24 protein-coding genes are annotated in these 22,149 nt (G+C 70.1%); 18 read left to right on the forward strand and 6 right to left on the reverse strand.

The window, feature by feature from the left end; translation table 11 throughout:
* Window positions 1-23 precede the first annotated feature (23 nt).
* Genes argC through AB0M70_RS18125 form a run of 5 tightly spaced genes read left to right on the forward strand, consistent with a single transcriptional unit; the run spans window position 24 to window position 4,929 of the window.
* Window positions 24-1,052, forward strand: coding sequence for an N-acetyl-gamma-glutamyl-phosphate reductase (argC, locus tag AB0M70_RS18105; protein WP_365820952.1), 1,029 nt, complete (start codon window positions 24-26; stop codon window positions 1,050-1,052).
* Window positions 1,049-2,203 (forward strand): bifunctional glutamate N-acetyltransferase/amino-acid acetyltransferase ArgJ, encoded by a 1,155-nt coding sequence (gene argJ, locus AB0M70_RS18110; protein ID WP_365820953.1) that lies wholly within the window; start codon window positions 1,049-1,051, stop codon window positions 2,201-2,203. The genes argC and argJ overlap by 4 nt, the downstream gene beginning before the upstream one ends.
* A gap of 8 nt (window positions 2,204-2,211) precedes the next feature.
* Window positions 2,212-3,162 carry an acetylglutamate kinase gene (gene argB / locus AB0M70_RS18115; protein WP_365820954.1) on the forward strand — a complete coding sequence of 317 codons (951 nt, stop codon included), beginning with the start codon at window positions 2,212-2,214 and terminating at the stop codon, window positions 3,160-3,162.
* Window positions 3,159-4,367 (forward strand): acetylornithine transaminase, encoded by a 1,209-nt coding sequence (locus AB0M70_RS18120; RefSeq protein ID WP_365820955.1) that lies wholly within the window; start codon window positions 3,159-3,161, stop codon window positions 4,365-4,367. The genes argB and AB0M70_RS18120 overlap by 4 nt, the downstream gene beginning before the upstream one ends.
* A gap of 7 nt (window positions 4,368-4,374) precedes the next feature.
* Entirely contained in the window at window positions 4,375-4,929 is a 555-nt protein-coding gene (locus AB0M70_RS18125; RefSeq protein ID WP_365820956.1) for an arginine repressor, read from the forward strand.
* An 11-nt stretch (window positions 4,930-4,940) separates the two neighbouring features.
* Here AB0M70_RS18125 and AB0M70_RS18130 read toward each other — a convergent pair whose 3' ends face one another.
* The 3 genes from AB0M70_RS18130 to AB0M70_RS18140 form a co-directional block, all read right to left on the reverse strand.
* Window positions 4,941-5,909 carry a bile acid:sodium symporter family protein gene (locus tag AB0M70_RS18130; RefSeq protein WP_365820957.1) on the reverse strand — a complete coding sequence of 323 codons (969 nt, stop codon included), beginning with the start codon at window positions 5,907-5,909 and terminating at the stop codon, window positions 4,941-4,943.
* A 116-nt stretch (window positions 5,910-6,025) separates the two neighbouring features.
* Window positions 6,026-6,739, reverse strand: a complete 714-nt coding sequence (locus AB0M70_RS18135; protein WP_365820958.1) for a L,D-transpeptidase family protein — start codon at window positions 6,737-6,739, stop codon at window positions 6,026-6,028.
* Window positions 6,740-6,742: 3 nt separating this feature from the next.
* Entirely contained in the window at window positions 6,743-7,330 is a 588-nt protein-coding gene (locus AB0M70_RS18140) for a pyridoxamine 5'-phosphate oxidase family protein (RefSeq protein ID WP_365820959.1), read from the reverse strand.
* Window positions 7,331-7,468: 138 nt separating this feature from the next.
* Here AB0M70_RS18140 and argH point away from each other — a divergent pair, with 138 nt between their 5' ends.
* The 4 genes from argH to AB0M70_RS18160 all read left to right on the forward strand — a co-directional run bounded on the left by argH (window position 7,469) and on the right by AB0M70_RS18160 (window position 12,139).
* Window positions 7,469-8,899: an argininosuccinate lyase gene (gene argH, locus AB0M70_RS18145; RefSeq protein ID WP_365820960.1), complete on the forward strand. Its 1,431-nt coding sequence runs from the start codon at window positions 7,469-7,471 to the stop codon at window positions 8,897-8,899.
* Window positions 8,900-8,994: 95 nt separating this feature from the next.
* Window positions 8,995-9,969 (forward strand): aldo/keto reductase, encoded by a 975-nt coding sequence (locus AB0M70_RS18150; RefSeq protein ID WP_365820961.1) that lies wholly within the window; start codon window positions 8,995-8,997, stop codon window positions 9,967-9,969.
* Between the two features lie 83 nt (window positions 9,970-10,052).
* Window positions 10,053-10,604, forward strand: a complete 552-nt coding sequence (locus AB0M70_RS18155; protein WP_365820962.1) for a TetR/AcrR family transcriptional regulator — start codon at window positions 10,053-10,055, stop codon at window positions 10,602-10,604.
* Window positions 10,601-12,139: an MFS transporter gene (locus tag AB0M70_RS18160; protein WP_365820963.1), complete on the forward strand. Its 1,539-nt coding sequence runs from the start codon at window positions 10,601-10,603 to the stop codon at window positions 12,137-12,139. The genes AB0M70_RS18155 and AB0M70_RS18160 overlap by 4 nt, the downstream gene beginning before the upstream one ends.
* A gap of 330 nt (window positions 12,140-12,469) precedes the next feature.
* Here AB0M70_RS18160 and AB0M70_RS18165 read toward each other — a convergent pair whose 3' ends face one another.
* Window positions 12,470-13,090 carry a lysophospholipid acyltransferase family protein gene (locus AB0M70_RS18165; protein WP_361056899.1) on the reverse strand — a complete coding sequence of 207 codons (621 nt, stop codon included), beginning with the start codon at window positions 13,088-13,090 and terminating at the stop codon, window positions 12,470-12,472.
* A gap of 455 nt (window positions 13,091-13,545) precedes the next feature.
* Here AB0M70_RS18165 and AB0M70_RS18170 point away from each other — a divergent pair, with 455 nt between their 5' ends.
* The 3 genes from AB0M70_RS18170 (at window position 13,546) to AB0M70_RS18180 (ending at window position 15,837) form a co-directional block, all read left to right on the forward strand.
* Window positions 13,546-14,706, forward strand: coding sequence for a glycerophosphodiester phosphodiesterase (locus AB0M70_RS18170; protein WP_365820964.1), 1,161 nt, complete (start codon window positions 13,546-13,548; stop codon window positions 14,704-14,706).
* Between the two features lie 74 nt (window positions 14,707-14,780).
* The gene (locus AB0M70_RS18175) at window positions 14,781-15,296 is read left to right on the forward strand and encodes a sigma-70 family RNA polymerase sigma factor (RefSeq protein WP_363210950.1); all 516 of its coding nucleotides are present in this window, start codon (window positions 14,781-14,783) and stop codon (window positions 15,294-15,296) included.
* A 37-nt stretch (window positions 15,297-15,333) separates the two neighbouring features.
* Window positions 15,334-15,837, forward strand: coding sequence for a GNAT family N-acetyltransferase (locus AB0M70_RS18180; RefSeq protein WP_365820965.1), 504 nt, complete (start codon window positions 15,334-15,336; stop codon window positions 15,835-15,837).
* A 56-nt stretch (window positions 15,838-15,893) separates the two neighbouring features.
* Here the strand turns inward: AB0M70_RS18180 and AB0M70_RS18185 are convergent, their stop codons facing one another.
* Window positions 15,894-16,319, reverse strand: coding sequence for a hypothetical protein (locus AB0M70_RS18185; RefSeq protein WP_365820966.1), 426 nt, complete (start codon window positions 16,317-16,319; stop codon window positions 15,894-15,896).
* Window position 16,320: 1 nt separating this feature from the next.
* Entirely contained in the window at window positions 16,321-16,680 is a 360-nt protein-coding gene (locus AB0M70_RS18190; protein ID WP_365820967.1) for a hypothetical protein, read from the reverse strand.
* 92 nt (window positions 16,681-16,772) lie between these two features.
* On the opposite strand from AB0M70_RS18190, the gene AB0M70_RS18195 reads away from it, so the two are divergent.
* The 6 genes from AB0M70_RS18195 to AB0M70_RS18220 all read left to right on the forward strand — a co-directional run bounded on the left by AB0M70_RS18195 (window position 16,773) and on the right by AB0M70_RS18220 (window position 22,124).
* Window positions 16,773-17,420 carry an HAD family hydrolase gene (locus AB0M70_RS18195; RefSeq protein WP_365820968.1) on the forward strand — a complete coding sequence of 216 codons (648 nt, stop codon included), beginning with the start codon at window positions 16,773-16,775 and terminating at the stop codon, window positions 17,418-17,420.
* Window positions 17,421-17,827: 407 nt separating this feature from the next.
* Complete coding sequence (locus tag AB0M70_RS18200; protein WP_365820969.1) at window positions 17,828-18,886, forward strand: ATP-binding cassette domain-containing protein; 1,059 nt, start codon at window positions 17,828-17,830, stop codon at window positions 18,884-18,886.
* Window positions 18,883-19,602 carry a methionine ABC transporter permease gene (locus AB0M70_RS18205; RefSeq protein ID WP_365820970.1) on the forward strand — a complete coding sequence of 240 codons (720 nt, stop codon included), beginning with the start codon at window positions 18,883-18,885 and terminating at the stop codon, window positions 19,600-19,602. Before AB0M70_RS18200 ends, AB0M70_RS18205 begins: the two co-directional genes overlap by 4 nt.
* An 81-nt stretch (window positions 19,603-19,683) precedes the next feature.
* Entirely contained in the window at window positions 19,684-20,520 is an 837-nt protein-coding gene (locus AB0M70_RS18210; protein WP_365820971.1) for a MetQ/NlpA family ABC transporter substrate-binding protein, read from the forward strand.
* Between the two features lie 2 nt (window positions 20,521-20,522).
* A complete protein-coding gene (locus AB0M70_RS18215; RefSeq protein ID WP_365820972.1) occupies window positions 20,523-21,347 on the forward strand; it encodes a MetQ/NlpA family ABC transporter substrate-binding protein in 825 nt (274 codons plus the stop codon).
* A gap of 135 nt (window positions 21,348-21,482) precedes the next feature.
* Window positions 21,483-22,124 (forward strand): GNAT family N-acetyltransferase, encoded by a 642-nt coding sequence (locus AB0M70_RS18220; RefSeq protein ID WP_365820973.1) that lies wholly within the window; start codon window positions 21,483-21,485, stop codon window positions 22,122-22,124.
* Window positions 22,125-22,149 lie beyond the last annotated feature (25 nt).

The raw sequence follows: 22,149 nt of genomic DNA on the forward strand, positions 1-22,149 counted from the left end.
ATGCCATCCAAGAGGAGGGTTCCATGGCGGTACGTGCAGCAGTGGCGGGAGCGAGTGGGTACGCGGGCGGTGAATTGCTGCGGCTGCTGCTCGTCCACCCCGAGGTGGAGATCGGTGCCCTCACCGGCAACGCGAACGCGGGCCAGCGCCTGGGTGCGCTGCAGCCGCACCTGATGCCGCTCGCCGACCGCGTCCTGGAGCCGACCACCGCCGAGGTCCTCGCCGGTCACGACGTCGTCTTCCTGGCCCTGCCCCACGGCCAGTCCGCCGCCGTCGCCGAGCAGCTCGGCCCGGACGTCCTCGTGGTCGACATGGGCGCCGACTTCCGGCTCGAGGACGCGGCCGACTGGGAGAAGTTCTACGGCAGCGAGCACGCCGGGACCTGGCCCTACGGACTGCCCGAACTGCCGGGCGGGCGTGCGGCCCTCGAGGGGACCAAGCGCATCGCGGTGCCCGGCTGCTATCCCACCGCCGTCTCGCTCGCGCTCTTTCCCGCGTACGCCGCCGGGCTCGCCGAGGCCGAAGCGGTCGTCGTCGCCGCCTCCGGCACCTCGGGCGCCGGCAAGGCCGCCAAGCCGCATCTGCTCGGCTCCGAGGTCATGGGCTCCATGTCGCCCTACGGCGTCGGCGGAGTCCACCGGCACACCCCCGAGATGATCCAGAACCTCTCCGCCGCCGCGGGCACCCCCGTCACCGTCTCCTTCACGCCCACCCTGGCCCCGATGCCCCGCGGCATCCTCGCCACGTGCAGCGCGAAGGCGAAGGCGGGGGTCACCGCCGAGAGCGTGCGCGCCGCGTACGAGAAGGCCTACGCGGACGAGCCCTTCGTACGCCTGCTTCCCGAGGGACAGTGGCCCGCGACCGCCGCCGTGTACGGCTCGAACGCCGTGCAGATCCAGGTCGCGTACGACGAGGCGGCGGGGCGCGTCATCGTGATCAGTGCCATCGACAACCTCACCAAGGGCACCGCGGGCGGCGCCCTGCAGAGCATGAACATCGCCCTCGGCCTCGACGAGGCCACCGGGCTCTCTACGATCGGAGTCGCGCCGTGAGTGTGACGGCAGCTAAGGGATTCACGGCGGCGGGCATCGCCGCCGGGATCAAGGAGAACGGCAACCCGGACCTGGCCCTCGTGGTCAACACCGGGCCCCGCCTGGCCGCCGCGGGCGTCTTCACCTCCAACCGCGTCAAGGCAGCCCCCGTCCTCTGGTCGGAGCAGGTCGTCAAGGGCGGACTCGTCTCGGCCGTCGTCCTCAACTCCGGTGGCGCCAACGCCTGTACGGGCCCGCAGGGCTTCCAGGACACGCACGCCACCGCCGAGAAGGTCGCCGAGACCCTCGGCCTGAACGCGGGCGAGGTCGCCGTCGCGTCGACCGGGCTCATCGGCGTCACGCTCCCCATGGACAAGCTCCTGCCGGGCGTCGAGGCCGCGGCCGGTGAACTCTCCGCGCACGGCGGCGAGAAGGCCGCCATCGCCATCAAGACCACCGACAGCGTGCACAAGACAGCCGTGGCCGAGGGTGAGGGCTGGACGGTCGGCGGCATGGCGAAGGGCGCGGGCATGCTCGCCCCCGGGCTCGCCACGATGCTCGTCGTCCTGACCACGGACGCCGACCTGGAGGCCGACGTCCTGGACAAGGCGCTGCGGGACGCCACGAAGGTCACCTTCGACCGCGTCGACTCCGACGGCTGCATGTCGACGAATGACACGGTGCTGCTCCTGGCCTCCGGAGCCTCTCAAGTCAGCCCGGAATACGCCGAGTTCGCCGAGGCCGTCCGTACCGTCTGCGACGACCTCGCACGCCAGCTCATCGGCGACGCCGAGGGCGCGAGCAAGGACATCCGGATCGAGGTCGTGAACGCCGCCTCCGAGGACGACGCGGTCGAGGTGGGCCGTTCCATCGCCCGCAACAACCTCCTCAAGTGCGCCCTCCACGGCGAGGACCCCAACTGGGGCCGCGTGCTCTCCGCCATCGGCACCACGAAGGCCGCCTTCGAGCCCGACCAGCTGAACGTCGCCATCAACGGCGTCTGGGTCTGCAAGAACGGCAGCGTGGGCGAGGACCGCGACCTCGTCGACATGCGCTACCGCGAGGTCAGGATCACCGCCGACCTGGCGGCAGGCACCGCGGAGCCGGTCGTGATCTGGGCCAACGACCTCACCGCCGACTACGTCCACGAGAACAGCGCGTACTCCTCATGAGCGGCAATATGAGCGGCAACACGAGCGGCAATCCGACCGCGCGGAAGCACACCGCGCTCCCCAAGGCGCAGATCCTCATCGAGGCGCTGCCCTGGCTGACCCGGCACCGCGGCAAGACCGTCGTCATCAAGTTCGGCGGCAACGCCATGGTCGACGAGGAACTGAAGGCCGCCTTCGCACAGGACGTCGTCTTCCTGCACCACGCGGGCCTCAGGCCCGTCGTCGTGCACGGCGGCGGCCCGCAGATCAGCAAGGCCCTCGACCGGCACGGCATCGTCAGCGAGTTCAAGGCGGGCCTGCGCGTCACCACCGAGGACGCCATGGACGTCGTACGCATGGTGCTCGCCGGACAGGTGCAGCGTGAGCTCGTCGGGCTGCTCAACCAGCACGGCCCGCTCGCCGTCGGCCTCACCGGCGAGGACGCGCACACCATCACCGCCACCAAGCATCAGCCCCGTATCGAGGGCGAGTTGGTCGACATCGGCCGCGTCGGCGAGATCACCGAGATCGACACCGGCGCCATCGAGGCGCTGCTCGCGGACGGCCGCATCCCGGTCGTCTCCTCGATCGCCCGCTCCCAGGATGACGGACATGTCTACAACGTCAATGCTGATACGGCGGCTGCGGCACTTGCGGCTGCGCTGGACGCAGAGACCCTGATGGTCCTCACGGACGTCGAGGGGCTCTACGAGGACTGGCCCCACAGCGACGAGGTGATCAGCCGCCTCACGGCCAAGGAGCTGGAGAAGCTCCTGCCCGAGCTGGCCAGCGGCATGGTCCCGAAGATGGAGGGCTGTCTGCACGCCGTGCGCAACGGCGTCGAGACGGCCCGCGTGATCGATGGACGGGTCCAGCACTCGATCCTGCTGGAGATCTTCACCGACGAGGGCATCGGCACGATGGTCGTGCCCGACAAGCCCGACGTATCCGACGACGTGACAGAGGGGGAAGCGGCATGAGCGGCAACGAGGAGCTGACCCAGCGCTGGCAGGACGCGCTGATGGACAACTACGGCACGCCCAGGCTGCCCCTCGTCCGCGGCGCGGGAACCAAGCTCTGGGACGCCGACGGCAAGGAGTACGTCGACTTCGTCGGCGGCATCGCGGTCAACGCGCTCGGCCACGCCCACCCGGCGGTCGTCGAGGCGGTCAGCACCCAGATCGCCTCCCTGGGCCATGTCTCGAACCTCTTCGTCGCGGAGCCCCCGGTCGCCCTGGCCGAGCGGCTGCTCCAGCTCTTCGGGCGCGAGGGCCGGGTGTACTTCTGCAACTCCGGCGCCGAGGCCAACGAAGGCGCCTTCAAGATCGGCCGGCTGACCGGGCGTGCGCACATGGTCGCCACGGACGGCGGCTTCCACGGCCGGACCATGGGCGCGCTCGCGCTCACCGGCCAGCCCGCCAAGCAGGAGCCGTTCCTGCCGCTGCCCGGCGATGTCACGCACGTCCCGTACGGCGATGTCGAGGCCCTGCGGGCAGCGGTCACCGAAGAGACGGCCCTCGTCGTCATCGAGCCCATCCAGGGCGAGAACGGCGTGGTCGTGCCGCCCGCGGGCTACCTCAAGGCCGCCCGCGACATCACCACGGCCACCGGCACCCTCCTCGTCCTCGACGAGGTGCAGACCGGAATCGGCCGTACCGGCCACTGGTTCGAGTACCTCGCGCACGAGGGTGTGCGGCCCGACGTCGTCACGCTCGCGAAGGGTCTCGGCGGCGGACTGCCGCTCGGCGCGACGGTCGCGTTCGGCGCGGCGGCCGGGCTCCTCAAGCCCGGTCACCACGGAACGACGTTCGGCGGGAACCCCGTGGCGTGCGCCGCGGGACTCGCGGTGCTCGACACGATCGAGGCCGACGGACTCCTGGAGAACGTGAAGCGGGCGAGCGAGAAGCTGCGCGACGGAATCGAGTCACTCGGACACCCGCTCGTGGGCCATGTCCGGGGCGCGGGCCTGCTGCTGGGTATCGTGCTCACCGAGCCGCTCGCGCCCCAGGTGCAGCAGGCGGCTCAGGACGCCGGCTTCCTGGTGAACGCGCCCGCCCCTGACGTCGTACGGCTGATGCCGCCGCTGAACGTGCGCGACGACGAGGTGGACGCGCTCATCGGGGCGCTGCCAGGCGTGCTTGACCAGGCCACCGCGGCCGACGGGGACGGACGATCCGGAGAATGAGACGACGATGAGCCAGGCGCAAGGCAACGAGCACGCGGAACTCCCGGATCACTCCGGGCCCGCCGTGCCGCAGACCCGCACCGCACGCCACCGCCGGATCGTGGACATCCTCAACCGGCAGCCGGTGCGCTCCCAGAGCCAGCTGGCGAAGCTGCTCGCCGACGACGGCCTCACGGTCACCCAGGCGACGCTCTCGCGGGACCTGGACGAGCTGAACGCCGTGAAGATCCGCAACGCCGAGGGCGACCTCATCTACGCGGTGCCGAGCGAGGGCGGCTTCCGCACGCCGCGCGCGCCGCTGGGGGAGTCAGCCAAGGAGGAGCGGATGCGGCGCCTCTCCGCGGAGCTCCTGATCTCCGCGGAGGCCTCGGCCAACCTGGTGGTGCTGCGCACGCCGCCGGGCGCTGCCCAGTTCCTCGCCTCGGCGATCGACCAGGCGGAACTGCACGACATCCTGGGAACGATCGCGGGAGACGACACCCTGATGCTGATCAGCCGGGAGGCCACGGGGGGTCAGGCGCTGGCGGATCACTTGCTGAGGCTGGCGTCGAACGAGCACTAGCCGGGCGGAATCTACTCGCCCGTCCGCCGTGCCCGGTGTGACATCCACGCGGCGACAAGCGCCCCCGAGATGTTGTGCCACACGGAGAACACGGCGGCGGGCAGTGCGGCGAGCGGGCTGAAGTGGGCGGTGGCGAGCGATGCCGCGAGCCCCGAGTTCTGCATGCCGACCTCGAAGGCCATGGCCCGCGACGCGGGCGGCCCGAGCCGGGCCAGCTTGCCCGCGCCGTAGCCGAGCGCGAGGCCGAGGCCGTTGTGCAGGACGACGGCGACGAACACGAGCAGGGCGGCGGACTTGATGGCCGCCGCGCTGCCCGCCACCACCACGGCCACGATGACGGCGATGGTCAGCGCGGACAGCCACGGCAGGGCGCTGAGCACCCGCCCGATCCAGCGGCCGAACAGCAGGCGCACGACGAGACCGGCGAGGACCGGCAGCAGCACGGTCTTGAGGATGTCGGTGACCATCGATCCCGCGTCCACGGGCAGGTACTCGCCCGCGAGGAGCAGGGTCAGCGGCGGCGTGATGAGCGGCGCGAGCACGGTCGAGACGGTGGCCACGGAGACGGACAGGGCCACGTCGCCGCGCGCCAGGTAGGTCACCACGTTGGACGCGGTCCCGCTCGGCGCGCAGCCCACGAGGATCACGCCGGCCGCGAGCTGCGGGGAGAGCCCGAGCGCGTGGGCGATCAGCCAGCCGAGCCCCGGCATGATCACGTAGTGCGCGACGAGGCCGAGCGCGACGGCCCAGGGCCGCTTGACGACGCCCTGGAAGTCGAGCGGGGTCATGGTGAGCCCCATGCAGAACATCACGAGCCCCAGGAGGTACGGGACGTTCGTGCCCCAGCCCTTGAAGGTGTCCGGCGTCAGCAGGCCGAGCGCGCCGGCGGCGAGCACGAGGACGGGGAAGACCGTGACGGCGAGGCGGGCCGCCCTGTCACCGCTCTCCGTTGAACTGGGGATCGTCTGTTCGGTTTGCACCCGGCGATGCAACGCCGCCGCGCGGCACGGACGCAAACCCGTCTCGATATGTGGTCGCTACACGGAGCTGGTGCGGCCGGAGAGTCCGGTGCGGCCGGGCAGTCCGGTGCGGCCACTCAGTACCGGGTGATGGCGGTCGGCCCCGACGCCGTCCCGATCGCCATGTGCGGCCGCTGTCGCGGCTCGGCCCAGTTCAGGATGCGGGCCATGGCCTCGCCGGGCACGGACACGCAACCCGCCGTCGCCCCGCGGCCGTTGACGTGCAGGAAGATCCCGGCGCCGCGGCCGCGCACCGGGCGTTCGTAGTTGAAGCCGATGACGAGGGCGTGCGTGTACTGGGGGTCGTACGTGATGAGGTGCTCGGACTCGGCGGCGCGGCAGTCGGCGGGGCGGGGCTGGGTCCAGCGGTTGTAGGAGCGGGAGTCGTTGTCCTGGCACCACCAGGAGTCCTTCGTGACCCGGCGGTACGGATAGGTCGTGCCCGACGGTTCGGCCCTGATCCCGAAGGCGTACGGGAGGCGGAAGAGCCCGGTGGGGGTCGTGTTGGTCCCCTGCTTGCGGGTGCCGCCCTCCGTCAGGCCGTTCGCACCGAAGCGTGCCGCCGCCGACCCGGTCTTCGTCCAGCGCCCGCCGCTCCGGTCCCACCAGGCGACGGTGCCGGTGGTGGAGCCGGTGCGGGCGGCCTCGGCGGTGATGAGCTGGCTGCCGCCGCCCGTGTCGGCCATGCGGTCCGGCAGCGGCGGGTTCGCGCCCGGAGCGGCCCCGAGGGTTCCGGTGACGGCGAGCACGAGGGCGGCTGCGGAGGCGAGAACGGCGGCACGGGGGCGCATGGCTCAGACCGTAGTGGGGGGCAAGGGCAGCGGCAGCCCCGGCAGGCCGTCGATGCTCCGTGCGATGTACTCCTTCTTGCTGAAGTAAGCGCTGAGCGACGCGTCGTCCTCGCGGGCGAAGCGCTTGGCGTGCAGGTCGCGGTCCTCGTCGTACGACATGAAGGGCACCGCGTATCCGCAGGTGTCACGGATGAGTTCGGCCGTCACGACGATGATGGCGCGCAGGCCGTGCGGCGTCGGGTCTATGTCGGGGAAGTGCCCGAGCAGCTCAGCCCAGCGCGGGTCGTCGCGGAAGACGGGTTCGCCGCGCCCGTGCACCCGGACGATGTTCGGAGGCCCCTGGAAGGCGGTCCACATCAGGGTGATGCGGCCGTTCTCGCGCAGATGCGCGACCGTCTCCGCGTTGCTGCCCGCGAAGTCCAGGTAGGCGATGGTGAGATCGTCGATGACGGCGAGGGAGCCGGTGAGGCCCTTGGGGGAGAGGTTGATGGTGCCGTCGTCCGCCAGCGGCGCGGTGGCGGTGAAGAAGACGGGCTGGGCCTCGATGAAGGAGCGGAGTCTGCCGTCGATGCGTGCGTGAGTCTTTCCCATGGCCATGGATTATTCGCCGAGATACTTCGACTGTCTAATGACTTCCGGGGTCGCCGCGCATCAGGGCTGGATTGACGAAACATACGGAGTTCTGCATACTCATGCATGACGGCGATTGCAGGCTAAGGAGTACGTGAAGTGAGCAGCAACAACGGCGGTGACGTCCGGCTCTGGGGCGGCCGGTTCGCGGACGGCCCGGCCGAGGCACTGGCCAAGCTGTCGGCGTCGGTCCACTTCGACTGGCGCCTCGCGCCGTACGACATCGCCGGGTCCCGCGCCCACGCGCGCGTGCTCCACAAGGCGGGGCTGCTCACCGAGGACGAGCTGACCCGCATGCTGGGCGGCCTCGACCAGCTCGAGGCCGATGTGGCCGACGGCTCCTTCGTGGGCACCATCGCCGACGAGGACGTCCACACCGCCCTGGAGCGTGGCCTGCTCGAACGCCTCGGGGCCGACCTCGGCGGCAAGCTGCGCGCGGGACGCTCGCGCAACGACCAGGTCGCGACGCTCTTCCGGATGTACCTGCGGGACCACGCCCGCATCATCGGCGGCCTGATCGCCGACCTTCAGGGCGCCCTGGTCGGCCTCGCCGAGGCGCACCCCGACGTCGCCATGCCGGGCCGTACGCACCTCCAGCACGCCCAGCCCGTGCTCTTCGCGCACCACGTCCTCGCGCACGTCCAGTCCCTCTCCCGGGACGCGGAACGCCTGCGGCAGTGGGACGAGCGGACGGCCGTGTCTCCGTACGGCTCCGGCGCGCTCGCGGGATCCTCGCTCGGTCTCGACCCGGAGGCCGTCGCCGCGGACCTCGGCTTCGAGCACGGCTCGGCCGCCAACTCCATCGACGGGACGGCGTCCCGGGACTTCGCGGCGGAGTTCGCCTTCATCACCGCGATGATCGGCGTGAACCTCTCCCGGATCGCCGAGGAGATCATCCTCTGGAACACGAAGGAGTTCTCCTTCGTCACGCTCCACGACGCCTTCTCGACCGGCTCGTCGATCATGCCGCAGAAGAAGAATCCGGACATCGCCGAGCTGGCGCGCGGCAAGTCCGGGCGGCTCATCGGCAACCTGACCGGCCTGATGGCGACGCTCAAGGCGCTTCCGCTCGCGTACAACCGCGACCTCCAGGAGGACAAGGAGCCGGTCTTCGACTCCTGCGACCAGCTCGAGGTCCTGCTCCCCGCCTTCACCGGCATGATGGCGACGCTCACCGTGCACCGCGAGCGCATGGCGGAGCTGGCCCCGGCCGGCTTCTCGCTCGCCACGGACATCGCCGAGTGGCTGGTCAAGCAGGGCGTGCCGTTCCGTGTCGCGCACGAGGTCGCGGGCGAGTGCGTCAAGGAGTGCGAGGCGCACGGCATCGAGCTCGACCAGCTCACGAACGAGCAGTTCGCCAAGATCTCCGAGCACCTGACCCCCGAGGTCCGCACCGTCCTGAACGTCCCCGGCGCCCTGGCGTCCCGCAACAGCCGCGGCGGCACCGCCCCCTCGGCCGTCGCCGTCCAGCTCGCCGAGGTCAAGGCCGATCTGACGGTTCAGCAGGAGTGGGCCGCGGCGCGTAAGTGAGGCCGGGGCAGCGCGTGCCGCGTTGACGTGGGCATCGCGGGTTACGTTGGTCGTCTTCGCAAGGAGCCGAAGGAGTCGACCGAACGGAGCCCGCGATGCCTTTCTCGCGTCTGGCCGCAGCAACGACCCCCACCGCCCACATCGGCTTCGGCCTGGCCGCCGTCGGCAGGCCCGGCTACATCACGCTCGGCCGTGACGCCGACCTGCCGCCGTCGCGCAGTGTCGAGGCCCTGCGCGAACGCACCCTCGAACTCCTGGACGCCGCCTACGCGTTGGGTGTGCGGTACATCGACGTGGCGCGTTCCTACGGCCGCTCCGAGGAGTTCCTCGCCGACTGGCTGAACGCCAGGCCCGACATCCACGACGTCGTCATCGGCAGCAAGTGGGGCTATACGTACACGGCCGCGTGGAACGCCGACGCCGCGGGCCCGCACGAGGTCAAGGACCACAGCCTGGCCGCGTACGTCCGCCAGCGCGAGGAGAGCGCCCACCTGCTCGGTGAACGCCTCGACCTCTACCAGATCCACTCCGTGACTCCGGAGAGCCCCGCCCTCACCGACAAGGAACTGCAGGCCAAGCTGGCCGAGTTGGCGTCCACGGGCGTGACGGTCGGGCTTTCGGTGAGCGGCCCTCAGCAGGCGTCCGCGATCCGCGCCGCGCTCGAAGTGACCGTCGACGGCGAACCGCTCTTCCGTACGGTCCAGGCGACGTACAACGCCCTGGAGACATCGGCGGGCCCCGCGCTCGCCGAGGCCCATGACGCGGGGCTCACCGTGCTGGTCAAGGAGGCCATGGCCAACGGCCGCCTCGCCGGCCCGCAGGCTCCCGCCGCCCTGCGCGAGACCGCCGAGGCCACCGGGCTCGGCTGCGACGCCGTCGCCCTGGCCCTGGTGCTCCGGCAGCCGTGGGCGGGGGTGGTCCTCTCCGGCGCCGCCACCTCGGTCCAGCTCGTCTCCAATCTGCACGCGGCGGCCGTGGACCTCGACGCCGGGCAGCTTGAGCGGCTCGCGAGTCTGGTGGAGGAGCCCGTCGCGTACTGGGAGCGGCGCGGGCAGTTGCCCTGGCACTGAGAGAACGTCGGAGGCCACCCCTCCGCTGAGAGCCGCGCCTATCTCATGAGACAAATATGTCTCACATGGCTTATGGTTGTCTCATGTCAGTCGATCGCGATCAGGTGCTGCGCAGCGCAGCGGCGCTCCTCACCCGCAAGGGCTCGGCCACGATGGACGAAGTGGCGCGCGCGGCGGGGATCAGCCGGGCCACCCTGCACCGCCACTTCGCCGGGCGCGACGCCCTCGTGCGCGCCCTGGAGGAGCTCGGCATCCAGGAGTGCGAGGCCGCCCTCGAGGCGGCCAGGCTCGGCGAGGACAGCGCCCAGGAGGCGCTGCGCCGCCTGGTGAAGGAGATCCAGCCGGCCGCCGGGCTGCTCGCGTTCCTCGTCACCGAGAACCAGCTGTTCGAGGACGACGCCCAGCACGAGGGCTGGTCCCGGCTCGACGACAGCATCGGCGCGCTCTTCCGGCGCGGCCAGGAGAGCGGAGAGTTCCGCATCGACCTGAGCCCCGTCTGGCTCACGGAGGCGCTGTACGGCCTCATCGGCGCGGGCGCCTGGGCCGTACTGGACGGCCGCGTGGCCGCCAAGGACTTCACACACATGATCGCCGAGCTGCTGATCGGCGGCGCACAACGGAGAGTGGAATCATGACCAGCATCGAACAGCGGACCGCCTCGGCGGAGGTCGAGCGCAGCCCCGGCCGCTGGCTCGCGCTCGCCGTGCTGGTCCTGGCCGTGCTGCTCGTCGCCGTGGACGCGACGGTGCTCGGCCTCGCCACCCCCTACATCAGCGAGGACCTCAAGCCGACCGGCACGCAGCTGCTGTGGATCGGCGACATCTACTCGTTCGTCATCGCGGGTCTGCTGGTCTCGATGGGCAGCCTCGGTGACCGCATCGGCCGCAAGAAGCTGCTGCTGATCGGCGCCGTCGCCTTCGGCGCGGTCTCGGTCCTGAACGCCTACGCGACCACGCCCGAGCTGCTCATGCTGGCCCGTGCGCTGCTCGGTGTCGCCGGTGCGACGTTGATGCCGTCCACGCTCGCGCTGATCCGCAACATCTTCCACGACCCCCGCGAGCGCAGCCTCGCGGTCGGCATCTGGGGCGCGATGGCTTCGGCCGGTGCGGCCGTCGGTCCGGTCGTCGGCGGCTTCCTGCTCGAACACTTCTGGTGGGGCTCGGTTTTCCTGATCAACCTGCCGGTGATGGCGGTCCTGGTGGTCGTCGGCATCAAGCTGCTGCCCGAATCGAAGAACCCGGCGCCGGGCCCCTGGGACCTGATCAGCGTCCTGCTCTCGCTCGTCGGCATGATCGCCGTCGTGTACGCCATCAAGGAGGCGGCGGCGCACGGCATCCGCTGGGACATCGGGGCGGCGGCCGTGCTCGGCGTGGCGGCGCTCACCTGGTTCGTGCGACGCCAGCTCACGCTGACGGCGCCGCTCCTGGACATGCGCCTTTTCCGCAACCGGGGCTTCTCCGGGGCGGTCCTCGCCGACCTGTTGACCGTCCTCGGCCTTTCCGGCCTGGTCTTCTTCCTCTCCCAGTTCCTGCAACTGGTCCAGGGGCGGCGGCCGTTCGAGGCGGGCCTTGCCGAACTACCGGCCGCGGTGGGCGCGGTGGCGGCCGGTCTGATCGCGGGCGTGGTCGCGCGGCGGTTCTCCGTGCGCGCGGTGGTGGCCGGCGGACTCGCGGCGGTGGGCATCGCGTTGGCGGCGCTCACCACGCTGGAACAGAGCACCGGCTATCCGCTGCTCGGCGCCTCGCTCCTGGTCGTCGGCATCGGCGCGGGCTTCTCGTTCACGGTGACCGCCGACGTCATCCTCTCCAGCGTGCCCAAGGAGCAGGCGGGTGCCGCGTCCGCGGTCTCCGAGACGGCGTACGAACTGGGCGCCGCCCTGGGCATCGCCCTGCTCGGCTCCATCGTCACCGGTGTCTACCGCGACTTCACCGCCCCGGCGGGCACTCCGCCCGAGGTGGCCTCGGCCGCGCACGAGTCACTGGGCGGCGCGGTGGAATCCTCCGCGAGCCTGCCCGCCCACGAGGCCCAGGCCATGCTGGCCTCGGCCCAGGACGCCTTCGTCGACGGCCTGCGCCTGGCGGCGGGCGTGGGCGCGGGCGTACTCATCGCCACGGCGGTGGCGGCATGGTTCCTCTTGAAGGGCTCAAAGCTGGAGGACAGCGCCCCGTAAGGGGCGCGGGGCTGTGACAGCGCGCGGCTCCGCCGCGCGGGCGGGCCCCTGTAAGGGGCGCGGGGAACTGCGCGCTCAGCCACGGACGGCCCGCAGGCGACGAACGACGGGAAAGCGAAACGCCCGCCCGGCGCTGCCGGAGACCCCCAGCGCGGGGGCGAGCCACTGACGCGCCCTGTAAGGGGCGCGGGGAACTGCGCGACAAGCCACAGCGGGCCCGCAGGTCACGAAAGACCGGAGTGTGAAAAGCCCGCCCCGGCGCCGGGGACCACCCGGCGCCGGGGACCACCCGGCGCCGGGGCGGGCGCACAGCAAACCAGTTCCCGGCGGCTACGCAGCCTTCGCCTTCGTGGCGTACATGTCCACGTACTCCTGACCGGAGAGCTGCATGACCTCCGTCATCACGGAGTCCGTCACGGCGCGCAGCACATAGCGGTCGCGGTCCATGCCCTCGTAGCGCGAGAACTCCATCGGCTCACCGAAGCGCACCGTCACGCGGCCCGGACGCGGCAGGCCCTTGCCGCCGGGCTGGAGCTTGTCCGTGCCGATCATCGCGAAGGGGACGACGGGCGCACCGGTCATGAGGGTCAGCCGGGCGATGCCGGTACGCCCCCGGTACAGGCGGCCGTCGGGGGAGCGGGTGCCTTCGGGGTAGATGCCGAAGAGCTTGCCCTCCTCCAGGACGCGTCGCCCGGTCATCAGCGCGGCGACACCGCCGTGGCCGCCGTCGCGGTCCACGGGGATCATGCCGGAACCGGTGAAGAACCAGGCCATCAGGCGGCCCTTGAGCCCCTTGCCCGTGACGTACTCGTCCTTGCCGATGAAGTACACGGGACGCGGGCAGACGAGGGGCATGATCATCGAGTCGATGAACGTGAGGTGATTTCCGGCCATGATGACCGGGCCTGTGCCCGGAATGTTCTCGGCGCCTTCCACCCGAGGGCGGAACATCAGACGCAAGATCGGTCCGAGCACAGCCTTGATGAGCGCGAGACGGGACAACGGGCCCTCCGGTGTCAACGGGTCGACGACGAGTATGTGCAGGTGAGGACGATACTCGCGGGTCCACGCTCACCGCACATCGGGTTCACGCACTGGATACGCAGAGTTGACATGCAGATGCGTGGTGGAGCCCTCGAACCGCTCTCCCTGTGATGACGTTATCCCCGTGTGCCCCATGTGGCGCGTCCTAGTGGCCCTTGTCACGCACCGAGGTCACGCGCTGCCACGGAGTTCCGGGCGCTGCGCGGCGCGCCGATGCCCACCGAAAGGACCCCACCCCGCACACCAGTCGCCATCCGGCGTCACCCTTCCGTTCGGTCCAGGGTCTCCCGTCCGTCACGTGCGGCCACCTACGATCGTGCCGCTTTGTCAGGTGCAAGGCAGTACATCGGGAGGAGCGCTCAATGGCCACACAGAAGTCGGGTCGGTCGGGGTCGGGGGAGCGGAGCCCGGGGCGGCGCGCAGTACTGGGAGCGGCGGTCCTCGGGGCGGGCACGGCCGTCGTGGGACTGCCCGGCGTGGCGAGAGCCGACGCCAGGCACGGGAACAGAGACCTGCCGGTGCCCACGGTCGTCGCGCACCGCGGCGCCAGCGGCTACCGGCCCGAGCACACGCTCGGCGCGTACCAGCTCGCCCTCGACATGGGCGCCCACGTCATCGAGCAGGACGTCGTGCCCACCAAGGACGGCCATCTCGTATGCCGTCACGAGAACGACATCACCGCGACGACGGACGTCGCCGCGCACCCCGAGTTCGCGTCCCGCAGGACCACCAAGTCCGTGGACGGCACCTCGTTCACCGGCTGGTTCACCGAGGACTTCACGCTCGCCGAGCTGAAGACGCTGCGCGCCAAGGAGCGCATCCCCGGCACCCGCCAGCGCAACACCCTCTACGACGGCCGCTGGGACGTGCCGACCCTGGAGGAGGTCCTCCGGTGGGCCGACAAGCAGGGCCGTGAGCGCGGCAAGCGGGTCTGGCTGCACATCGAGACCAAGCACCCCACGTACTTCCGCAAGCTGGGCCTGGGTTTGGAGGAGCCGCTCGCCAAGCTGCTGCGCAAGTACGGCCGGCACAAGAAGAGCTCGCCCAACTTCCTGCAGTCCTTCGAGCCCAGCAGCATCCAGCGCCTGAACAAGCTGGTCGACCCGCCGCTCGTGGTGCTCCTGTCCACCGCGAACTCGCGCCCCTGGGACTTCGTCGAGGCGGGCGACCCGCGCACCGTCGCCGACCTCATCAAGCCCGAGGGCCTGAAGTGGATGGCGTCGTTCGCGCAGGGCATCGGCCCCACCCTCGACCTGATCATCCCGAGGAAGCCGGACGGCAGCCTCGGCACTCCGACCACGCTGGTCGAGGATGCGCACAAGGCGGGCCTGATCCTGCACCCGTACACGATGCGCAACGAGAACACCTTCCTGCCCGCGAACTTCAGGAAGGGCACCGACCCGGCGGCCTACGGCGACGCCTTCGGGGCCTTCAAGGCGTACTTCGAGACGGGCATCGACGGGATCTTCTCCGACAACTGCGACACCGCGCTGCTCGCCCGCGAGGACTTCGTCAACGGCTGACCGCCCGGCCCCGGTTGGGGTGACAGACGCCCGCCCCGGCAACCTCCTGCCGGGGCGGCCGCGTCACGCCCTGCATGACTCACTCGCTCATCCCCACGCTGCGCCCGCTGCTCGCCGCCGAGGCGTCCGCCGCGGCGCACGGCTCGGGCGCCGACCCCGGTGACCTGGAGCAGGCCGTCTGGCTGCGCCTCCTCGAACGCATGGACGCCGCCGACCCACCCGCCGACCCGGCCACCTGGCTGCGCGCCGCCGTCGCCTCCGAGGCGCGCCGCAGCCGGCGTACGCAGGAGCGCGAGGTGGCGTACGCGGCCGAGCCCACCGACGACTCCGAGTGCGGGCCCGAGCAGCGTGCCCTGCGGGCCGACCGTGACCGCACCCTGCACGCGGCGGTGCGCAAGCTGCCCGGACGGTGCCCCGGTCTCATGGCGGCGCTGCTGTCCCCCAAGGACCTCACCTACCGGGAGATCGCAGGTGAGTTGGGAATGTCACAGGGCAGCCTGGGGCCTGAACGTTCCCGTTGCCTGGGATGCCTGCGCAGAATGCTCGCGGCGGAGGTTGCAGCTCCTGACCCGCGGGGAATGGAGCGATAGACAACCGGCGGAGCAGGTGAGCGGGAGGCATGCACACATGGGCATGAGCGTGACCATCTCGGAGGCGGGCGGACAGGACGCCGAGAAGATCCTCAAACTGCAGTACCTGTGCTACCAGAGCGAGGCCGAGCTGTACGGCGACTACTCCATCGAGCCGCTCACGCAGTCCCTCGACTCCATCAAGGCCGAACTGACCACCGGGAACGTGCTGGTGGCCCGCCTCGGGGACGAGGTGGTCGCGTCGGTGCGCGGCACGGTCGACGCCGACGGAACGGCGCGGATCGGAAAACTCATCGTCCACCCCAGGATGCAGCGTCACGGCCTGGGCGGCCGGCTCCTGAACGCGATAGAGGGGCGCCTGGGTGCGGGCGGCACCGCCAAGTGCTTCCAGCTCTTCAGCGGCCACCGCAGCGAACAGAATCTCCAGCTCTACCGCAAGCACGGGTACGTGGCGGTGGGCGCCCAGCAGGTGAACGAGCGGCTGACGCTGGTCACGCTCTCCAAGGAGGCCAGCGCGAGCGCCTATGCGACCAGCGTCTGAGCGCACACCGGGCGACTGCGGGCCGGCCGTGGCTGGTCGCGCAGTTCCCCGCGCCCCTACGGGGCGCTCTTCCTCCGCGCCTTGTTCAGCCAGAAGATCGCCGTGACCGGGAGGATCACCGGGATGAACAGATAGCCCATCCCGAAGTCCGACCACACCGTGGCGTCGGGGAAGGCGGACGGCTCGACGAGCGTCCATGTCCCCACCGCCAGGACGCCCACCAGCTCGGCGGCGCAGCACACCAGCGCCGCCCTGCGGGCCTTCTCGCCGCCGCGCACGAGCGAGTACGTGATGAAGCCGTAGACGAGACCCGCGAGCGCGGAGAGCGTGTACGCGAGCGGGGCCTTGTGGAAGTCCGTCGAGATCTGTACAGCCGAGCGCGACACGGCGCCGACCACCATCACCCCGTACAGCCACACCAGAAGGATGCCCGGCCCGGTGATGAGCCTCTGCTTCTGCCGCTCCGGTTTGGTCACCGTCACCTCAGCCTCCCCAGATGTCGTAGAGCCGTACCTGCAGCACGGCGAGGACCACGCCACCCGCGGCGACCGTGATGGAGCCCCAGCGGGTGCGCTCGGCCAGGGACATGAAGCCCGCCGCCGGGATACAGGCGAAGGAGCCGATCAGATACGCGATGAAGATCGTCATGCCCTGCTCGGGCTTCTCGCCCCGGGCCAGCTGGACGATGCCGACGATCAGCTGGACCGTGGCCAGGAAGGTCACCACGCCCATGCCGATGAAGTGCCAGTCCTTGGTCGGCTGGTCCCGGTAGGCGGCGAAGCCGCACCACGCGGCGAGCGCGAGCGCGGCCACGGCGGTCGCGATCGTCAGGGCAACAAGCATGCCGTGACTTTATTACGGGCCCTATGACCCGATGCGCGCACCCCTAAGGCCCCATGCGCCCGCCCCGGGGGGTCCCCGTACGCTCGGACACCATGAAGATCCACGCTGAAGCGCTCCTGTTCGACAACGACGGCACCCTCGTCTCCTCGATGGAGTCGGTGTACCGCTGCTGGACGCGGCTGGCGCAGGAGTACGGGATCACCGCCGAGGAATTCGCCCGGGTCGAGCTGCACGGCCGACCCGCCGCCGAGATCATCGCCGACATGCTGCCCGCCGAGCGCGTGGCCGAGGCCGTCGCCCGCATCGAGGAGCTCGAGGTCTCGGACGTCGCGGGCGGTGTCGTGCTGCTGCCCGGCACCCGTGAGCTGCTCGCATCGCTGCCCCCCGAGCGCTGGGCCGTGGTCACCTCCGCCGGGCGGCGCCTCGCCGAGGCCCGGCTCGCGGAGGTCGGCATCGACGCCAAGACGGTGATCGCCGCCGACGACATCACGCGCGGCAAGCCCGACCCGGAGCCCTTCCTGCTCGCGGCCGCGAAACTGGGCGTCGACCCGGCGCGCTGCGTGGTCTTCGAGGACGCGCCCGCGGGTCTCACGGCGGGACGCGCGGCCGGCATGACCACCGTGGCGTTGGCCACAACGCACACGGTCGGCGAGCTCTCCGCCGACGTGGTCGTGAAGGACCTCTCGGCCGTGTCCGCACTGGTCACCGAGGGTGGCGTGGAGATCTCCACCGAGGACTGAGCAGTCACCTCCCGTCGTCCGCACCTGTCCACCGGTTGTCCGTATAGCGGACAACCGTGGCAGGCCGCGGACGCACGCGTGTTTTACTGGTCCACATGACCACGACGAGCAGCCGCACCCCTGCGACCGAGGCGATCACGACGCCCGGTGCTCGTTGTATGTGTCGAATGTGCGCCTTCTGAGGGCCCCCGCACCACCCCTGAGCATCGCGCCCCGAAGCGAAGCCGCTGTGCCGCGCCCCTGTGCGACGTACGCCTTACCGGCGGACGAGACGTAGGAAGCGAGCCTGCCCCGCGCACACCTCCTCCGGTTCCTTTCGCCACCGCGAGAAACCGTGCCGCGTTCCCCACGAATGCCCCGTGCCCGGCGAGAACCGCGCCGCGCACTCGACAGTGACGGAAACCCCTGTGATCACCACTTCCGGCCTGACCAAGGTCTACCGCTCACGCGGTCGTGAAGTAACTGCCCTCGACGGCGTCGATCTGCATGTCCGCGAAGGCGAGGTGTACGGCGTCATCGGCCAGTCCGGCGCCGGAAAATCCTCGCTGATCCGCTGCGTGAACCTCCTGGAGCGCCCCACCGCCGGCACCGTCAGCGTCGGCGGCCAGGACCTCACCGCCCTCGCGGGGCGCGGCAGCCGCGCGAGCAAGGACCTGCGCCGGGCGCGCAGCCGCATCGGCATGGTCTTCCAGCACTTCAACCTGCTGTCCTCGCGCACCGTCAAGGACAACATCGAGCTGCCCCTGGAGATCCTCGGCCTCAGCGGCGCCGAGCGCTCCCGCAAGGCCCTCGAACTCCTCGACCTGGTCGGCCTCGCCGACAAGGCGAAGTCCTACCCGGCGCAGCTCTCCGGCGGCCAGAAGCAGCGCGTCGGCATCGCCCGCGCGCTCGCCGGCGACCCGAAGGTGCTGCTCTCGGACGAGGCGACCAGCGCCCTCGACCCGGAGACCACCCGCTCCATCCTGGGTCTCCTGCGCGACCTCAACCGGCAGCTCGGCCTGACCGTCCTGCTGATCACGCACGAGATGGACGTCGTCAAGAGCGTCTGCGACTCCGCCGCCCTCATGGAGAACGGGCGGATCGTCGAGTCCGGCACCGTCACCGAGCTGCTCGCGACGCCCGGCTCGGAGCTGGCCGCCGCGCTGTTCCCGGTCAGCGGCGCGGCCACGGGCGCCGACCGCACCGTCGTCGACGTGACCTTCCACGGCGAGGCCGCGACCCAGCCGGTCATCTCCCAGCTGTCGCGCACGTACAACATCGACATCTCGATCCTCGGCGCCGCGATGGACACCGTCGCGGGCAAGCAGGTCGGCCGCATGCGCATCGAACTGCCCGGTCGCTTCGAGGAGAACGTCGTGCCTATCGGCTTCCTGCGCGAGCAGGGACTGCAGGTGGACATCGCGGGCGAAGACCCCGTGAGCACGCCGAAGGACGCCACGCTGCTGGTCAAGGAAGGTGCCAAGTGACCTGGTCGGAGATGCAGCCCCTGCTGGAGCAGGCCTGTTGGGACACCCTCTACATGGTCGGCTGGTCGACGCTGATAGCCGTCGTCGCCGGACTTCCGCTCGGCATCCTGCTGGTCCTCACCGACCGCGGCGGGCTGCTGCAGAACACGGTCGTGAACAAGCTCATCGGGCAGATCGTGAACATCGCGCGCTCGATGCCCTTCATCATCCTCATGGTCGCGCTGATGGGACTCACGCGCTGGATCACGGGTACGACGATCGGCCGTGAGGCCGCCATCGTGCCGCTCGCGATCGGTGCCATCCCGTTCTTCGCGCGCCTCGTGGAGACCTCGGTGCGCGAGGTCGACGGCGGTCTCGTCGAGGCCGTGCAGTCGATGGGCGGCAACACCTGGACCGTCGTACGCAAGGTCCTCGTGCCGGAGTCGCTGCCCTCGCTGATCTCCAGCACCACCACGACGATCGTCACGATCCTCGGCTACTCGGCCATCACCGGCGCCGTCGGTGCGGGCGGCCTCGGCGACATCGCCATCCGCTACGGCTACCAGCGCTTCGAGACCGAACTGATGTGGATCACCGTCGGCGTCCTCGCCGTCGTCATCTCGATCATCCAGTTCGCGGGCGACTACGCGGCCCGCAGGCTGCACCGGCGCGGCGGCCACTCGGGCGCGGCACCGCGTCTGCGCTTCCTCAAGCTCGCGCCGTCGAAGGCCTCCTGACCGGCACCGTCGACGGATTCCCGAAACTCACCCCGCACATCCCATCGCGGGGCGTACCACCCATGGAGAAAGGCACTTTTCGTGCGTAACACCGCCAAGATCACCACCGCTGTCCTCGCCACCGGAGCCCTCACCCTCGGGCTCTCCGCCTGCGGCTCCGACAAGGGCTCCGCCGCGGGAGACAAGGACGGCCCGCTCATCGTCGCCGCCACTCCCACGCCGCAGGGCGAGATCCTCGACTACGTCAAGAAGAACCTCGCGAAGAAGGCCGGCCTCGACCTTGAGGTGAAGGAGTTCACCGACTACGTCACGCCGAACACCGCCGTCGAGCAGGGCGAGGTCTTCGCCAACTACTTCCAGCACAAGCCGTACCTGGACGACTTCAACAAGAAGAACGGCACGGACATCGTGCCCGTCCCGGGCGCGACGGTGCACCTGGAGCCGCTCGGCGTCTACTCCAAGAGCGTCAAGAAGCTCGGCGACCTCAAGAAGGGCGCCACGGTCGCGCTCCCGAACGACACCACGAACGAGGCCCGCTCGCTGAAGCTCCTGGCCGACAACGGCCTGATCGAGCTCAAGAAGGGCGTCGGCTACGAGGCCACCCCCAAGGATGTCTCGAAGAACCCGAAGAACCTCAAGTTCAAGGAGATCGAGGCGGCCCAGGTGCCCCGCTCCCTCGGTGACGTCGACGCCGCGGTGATCAACGGCAACTACGCCCTCGAGGCCAAGCTCAGCCCGGCCAAGGACGCCCTTGTCGCCGAGCCCGCCAAGGGCAACCCCTACGGCAACTTCCTCGCCGTGAAGAAGGGCGACGAGAACGACCCGCGCGTGAAGAAGCTCGCCAAGCTCCTCACCTCGCCCGAGGTCAAGAAGTTCATCGACGACAAGTACGACGGCGCCGTCGTCGCGGCGTTCTGATCATGCGTACGCCCGTCATCGCCGCCGCGGGAGCACTCGCCCTCACGCTCGGGCTGACCGCGTGCGGCAGCGGATCCGGCTCGGGAGGCGGCGACGGTGACACGCTCACCGTCGGCGCCACCCCGACCCCGGCCGGCGAGGTCCTCACGTACATCAAGCAGAACCTCGCGAAGAAGAAGGGACTCGACCTCCGGATCACGGAGTTCACGGACTACGTCACGCCGAACACCGCGCTCCAGGAAGGGTCCCTCGACGCCAACCTCTACCAGCACGCCCCGTACCTCGAGGACTTCAACAAGTCCAAGAAGACGGAGCTCACGCCGGTGACCGAGGTCTATCTGCCGCCGATGGGGGTGTACGCGAAGAAGGCGAAGGACGTCACCGAGCTGCCCGCCGGTGCGACCGTCGCCATCCCCAACGACACCACCAACGAAGGCAGGGCGCTGCAACTCCTCGCCTCCAAGGGCGTCATCGGGCTCAAGAAGGGGGCCGGTTCGACCGCCACCCCCGAGGACATCACGTCCAACCCGAAGAAGCTGACCCTCAAGCCCCTGGAACCCGCCCAGTTGCCCCGCTCCCTGGAAGACGTCGAAGCCGCGGTCATCAACAACAACTACGCGCTCGACGCCAAACTGAATCCGAAGAAGGACGCCATCCTTCTCGAGTCGCCCAAGGACAATCCGTACAACAACGTGCTCGCCGTCAAGAAGGGCGACGAGGACGACCCCAGGGTCGAGAAGCTGGCCGAACTGCTCACCTCACCCGAGGTGAAGCAGTTCATCAAGGACAAGTACAAGGGCTCCGTCCTGCCCGTCGAAACGAGCTGACGCACAGTCCGTTTCCGCCCCCACCACGGGGTCCGCTCCTGATGAAGGAGCGGACCCCGTGGTGCGTTTGCGCGTCGACATGCTGCATGCTGGGCTCTTCAGCAGGCCCGAGGGTTCCAGGTTACGGAGCAGCGCATGACTACCTTCCCCGATATCTCCATCAGCACGGAGCGGTTGGTGCTGCGCCCGTTCGAGGAAGCCGACGTCTCCGCGTACGCGGAGATGATGAACGACGAGATGGTCACCGCCTGGACCTCCGTGCCCCAGCCCTACACCGAGGACGACGCCCGCGACTGGATCAACCATCTCGCGCCCGCCGAGCGCACCGAGGGCCGCGGCATCGCCCTCGCCGTCACGGAGTTCCTCACCCAGCGCCTGGTCGGCATCGTGCAACTGCGCGACACCAACTGGCGCGTACGCTCCTGCGAACTCAAGTACGTCGTCGCCCCCTGGGCCCGCGGCGAGGGCTACGCGTCGGAGGCGGCACTCGCCACCGCCCAGTGGCTCTTCAACGACCAGCGCTTCGAGCGCATCGAGCTGCGCACCGCCGCCGACAACACCGCTGCCCAGCAGGTCGCACAGAAGATCGGCTGCATCAGCGAGGGAGTCCTGCGGGGCGCCTGGATAGCGCGTACGCGCAACGGCGGCGACCCTTTCGGCGGCTGGATCGAGGTCCGCACCGACCTCATCGTGTGGAGCCTGCTCCCCGAGGATCTCGAAGGAGTCGGCGAGCAGCTCGCCGACAGCGGGTTCACGGCTTTCTCCGACTGGAACTGACCCCACAAGCACCTCACGGCCCCAC

Origin of the sequence: Streptomyces sp. NPDC051214, assembly GCF_040682375.1 — a bacterium.
GTDB lineage: Bacteria > Actinomycetota > Actinomycetes > Streptomycetales > Streptomycetaceae > Streptomyces.

Bases quoted from the DNA above. Each gene is read 5' to 3' on its own strand.
- AB0M70_RS18190 (WP_365820967.1), bottom strand. From the start codon at position 16,680: ATGCTTGTTGCCCTGACGATCGCGACCGCCGTGGCCGCGCTCGCGCTC.
- AB0M70_RS18135 (WP_365820958.1), bottom strand. From the start codon at position 6,739: ATGCGCCCCCGTGCCGCCGTTCTCGCCTCCGCAGCCGCCCTCGTGCTC.
- AB0M70_RS18195 (WP_365820968.1), top strand. From the start codon at position 16,773: ATGAAGATCCACGCTGAAGCGCTCCTGTTCGACAACGACGGCACCCTC.
- AB0M70_RS18125 (WP_365820956.1), top strand. From the start codon at position 4,375: ATGAGCCAGGCGCAAGGCAACGAGCACGCGGAACTCCCGGATCACTCC.
- AB0M70_RS18120 (WP_365820955.1), top strand. From the start codon at position 3,159: ATGAGCGGCAACGAGGAGCTGACCCAGCGCTGGCAGGACGCGCTGATG.
- argC (WP_365820952.1), top strand. From the start codon at position 24: ATGGCGGTACGTGCAGCAGTGGCGGGAGCGAGTGGGTACGCGGGCGGT.
- AB0M70_RS18175 (WP_363210950.1), top strand. From the start codon at position 14,781: ATGACTCACTCGCTCATCCCCACGCTGCGCCCGCTGCTCGCCGCCGAG.
- AB0M70_RS18220 (WP_365820973.1), top strand. From the start codon at position 21,483: ATGACTACCTTCCCCGATATCTCCATCAGCACGGAGCGGTTGGTGCTG.
- argB (WP_365820954.1), top strand. From the start codon at position 2,212: ATGAGCGGCAACACGAGCGGCAATCCGACCGCGCGGAAGCACACCGCG.
- AB0M70_RS18150 (WP_365820961.1), top strand. From the start codon at position 8,995: ATGCCTTTCTCGCGTCTGGCCGCAGCAACGACCCCCACCGCCCACATC.
- AB0M70_RS18170 (WP_365820964.1), top strand. From the start codon at position 13,546: ATGGCCACACAGAAGTCGGGTCGGTCGGGGTCGGGGGAGCGGAGCCCG.
- AB0M70_RS18215 (WP_365820972.1), top strand. From the start codon at position 20,523: ATGCGTACGCCCGTCATCGCCGCCGCGGGAGCACTCGCCCTCACGCTC.
- AB0M70_RS18160 (WP_365820963.1), top strand. From the start codon at position 10,601: ATGACCAGCATCGAACAGCGGACCGCCTCGGCGGAGGTCGAGCGCAGC.
- AB0M70_RS18165 (WP_361056899.1), bottom strand. From the start codon at position 13,090: ATGTTCCGCCCTCGGGTGGAAGGCGCCGAGAACATTCCGGGCACAGGC.
- AB0M70_RS18140 (WP_365820959.1), bottom strand. From the start codon at position 7,330: ATGGGAAAGACTCACGCACGCATCGACGGCAGACTCCGCTCCTTCATC.
- AB0M70_RS18180 (WP_365820965.1), top strand. From the start codon at position 15,334: ATGGGCATGAGCGTGACCATCTCGGAGGCGGGCGGACAGGACGCCGAG.
- AB0M70_RS18155 (WP_365820962.1), top strand. From the start codon at position 10,053: ATGTCAGTCGATCGCGATCAGGTGCTGCGCAGCGCAGCGGCGCTCCTC.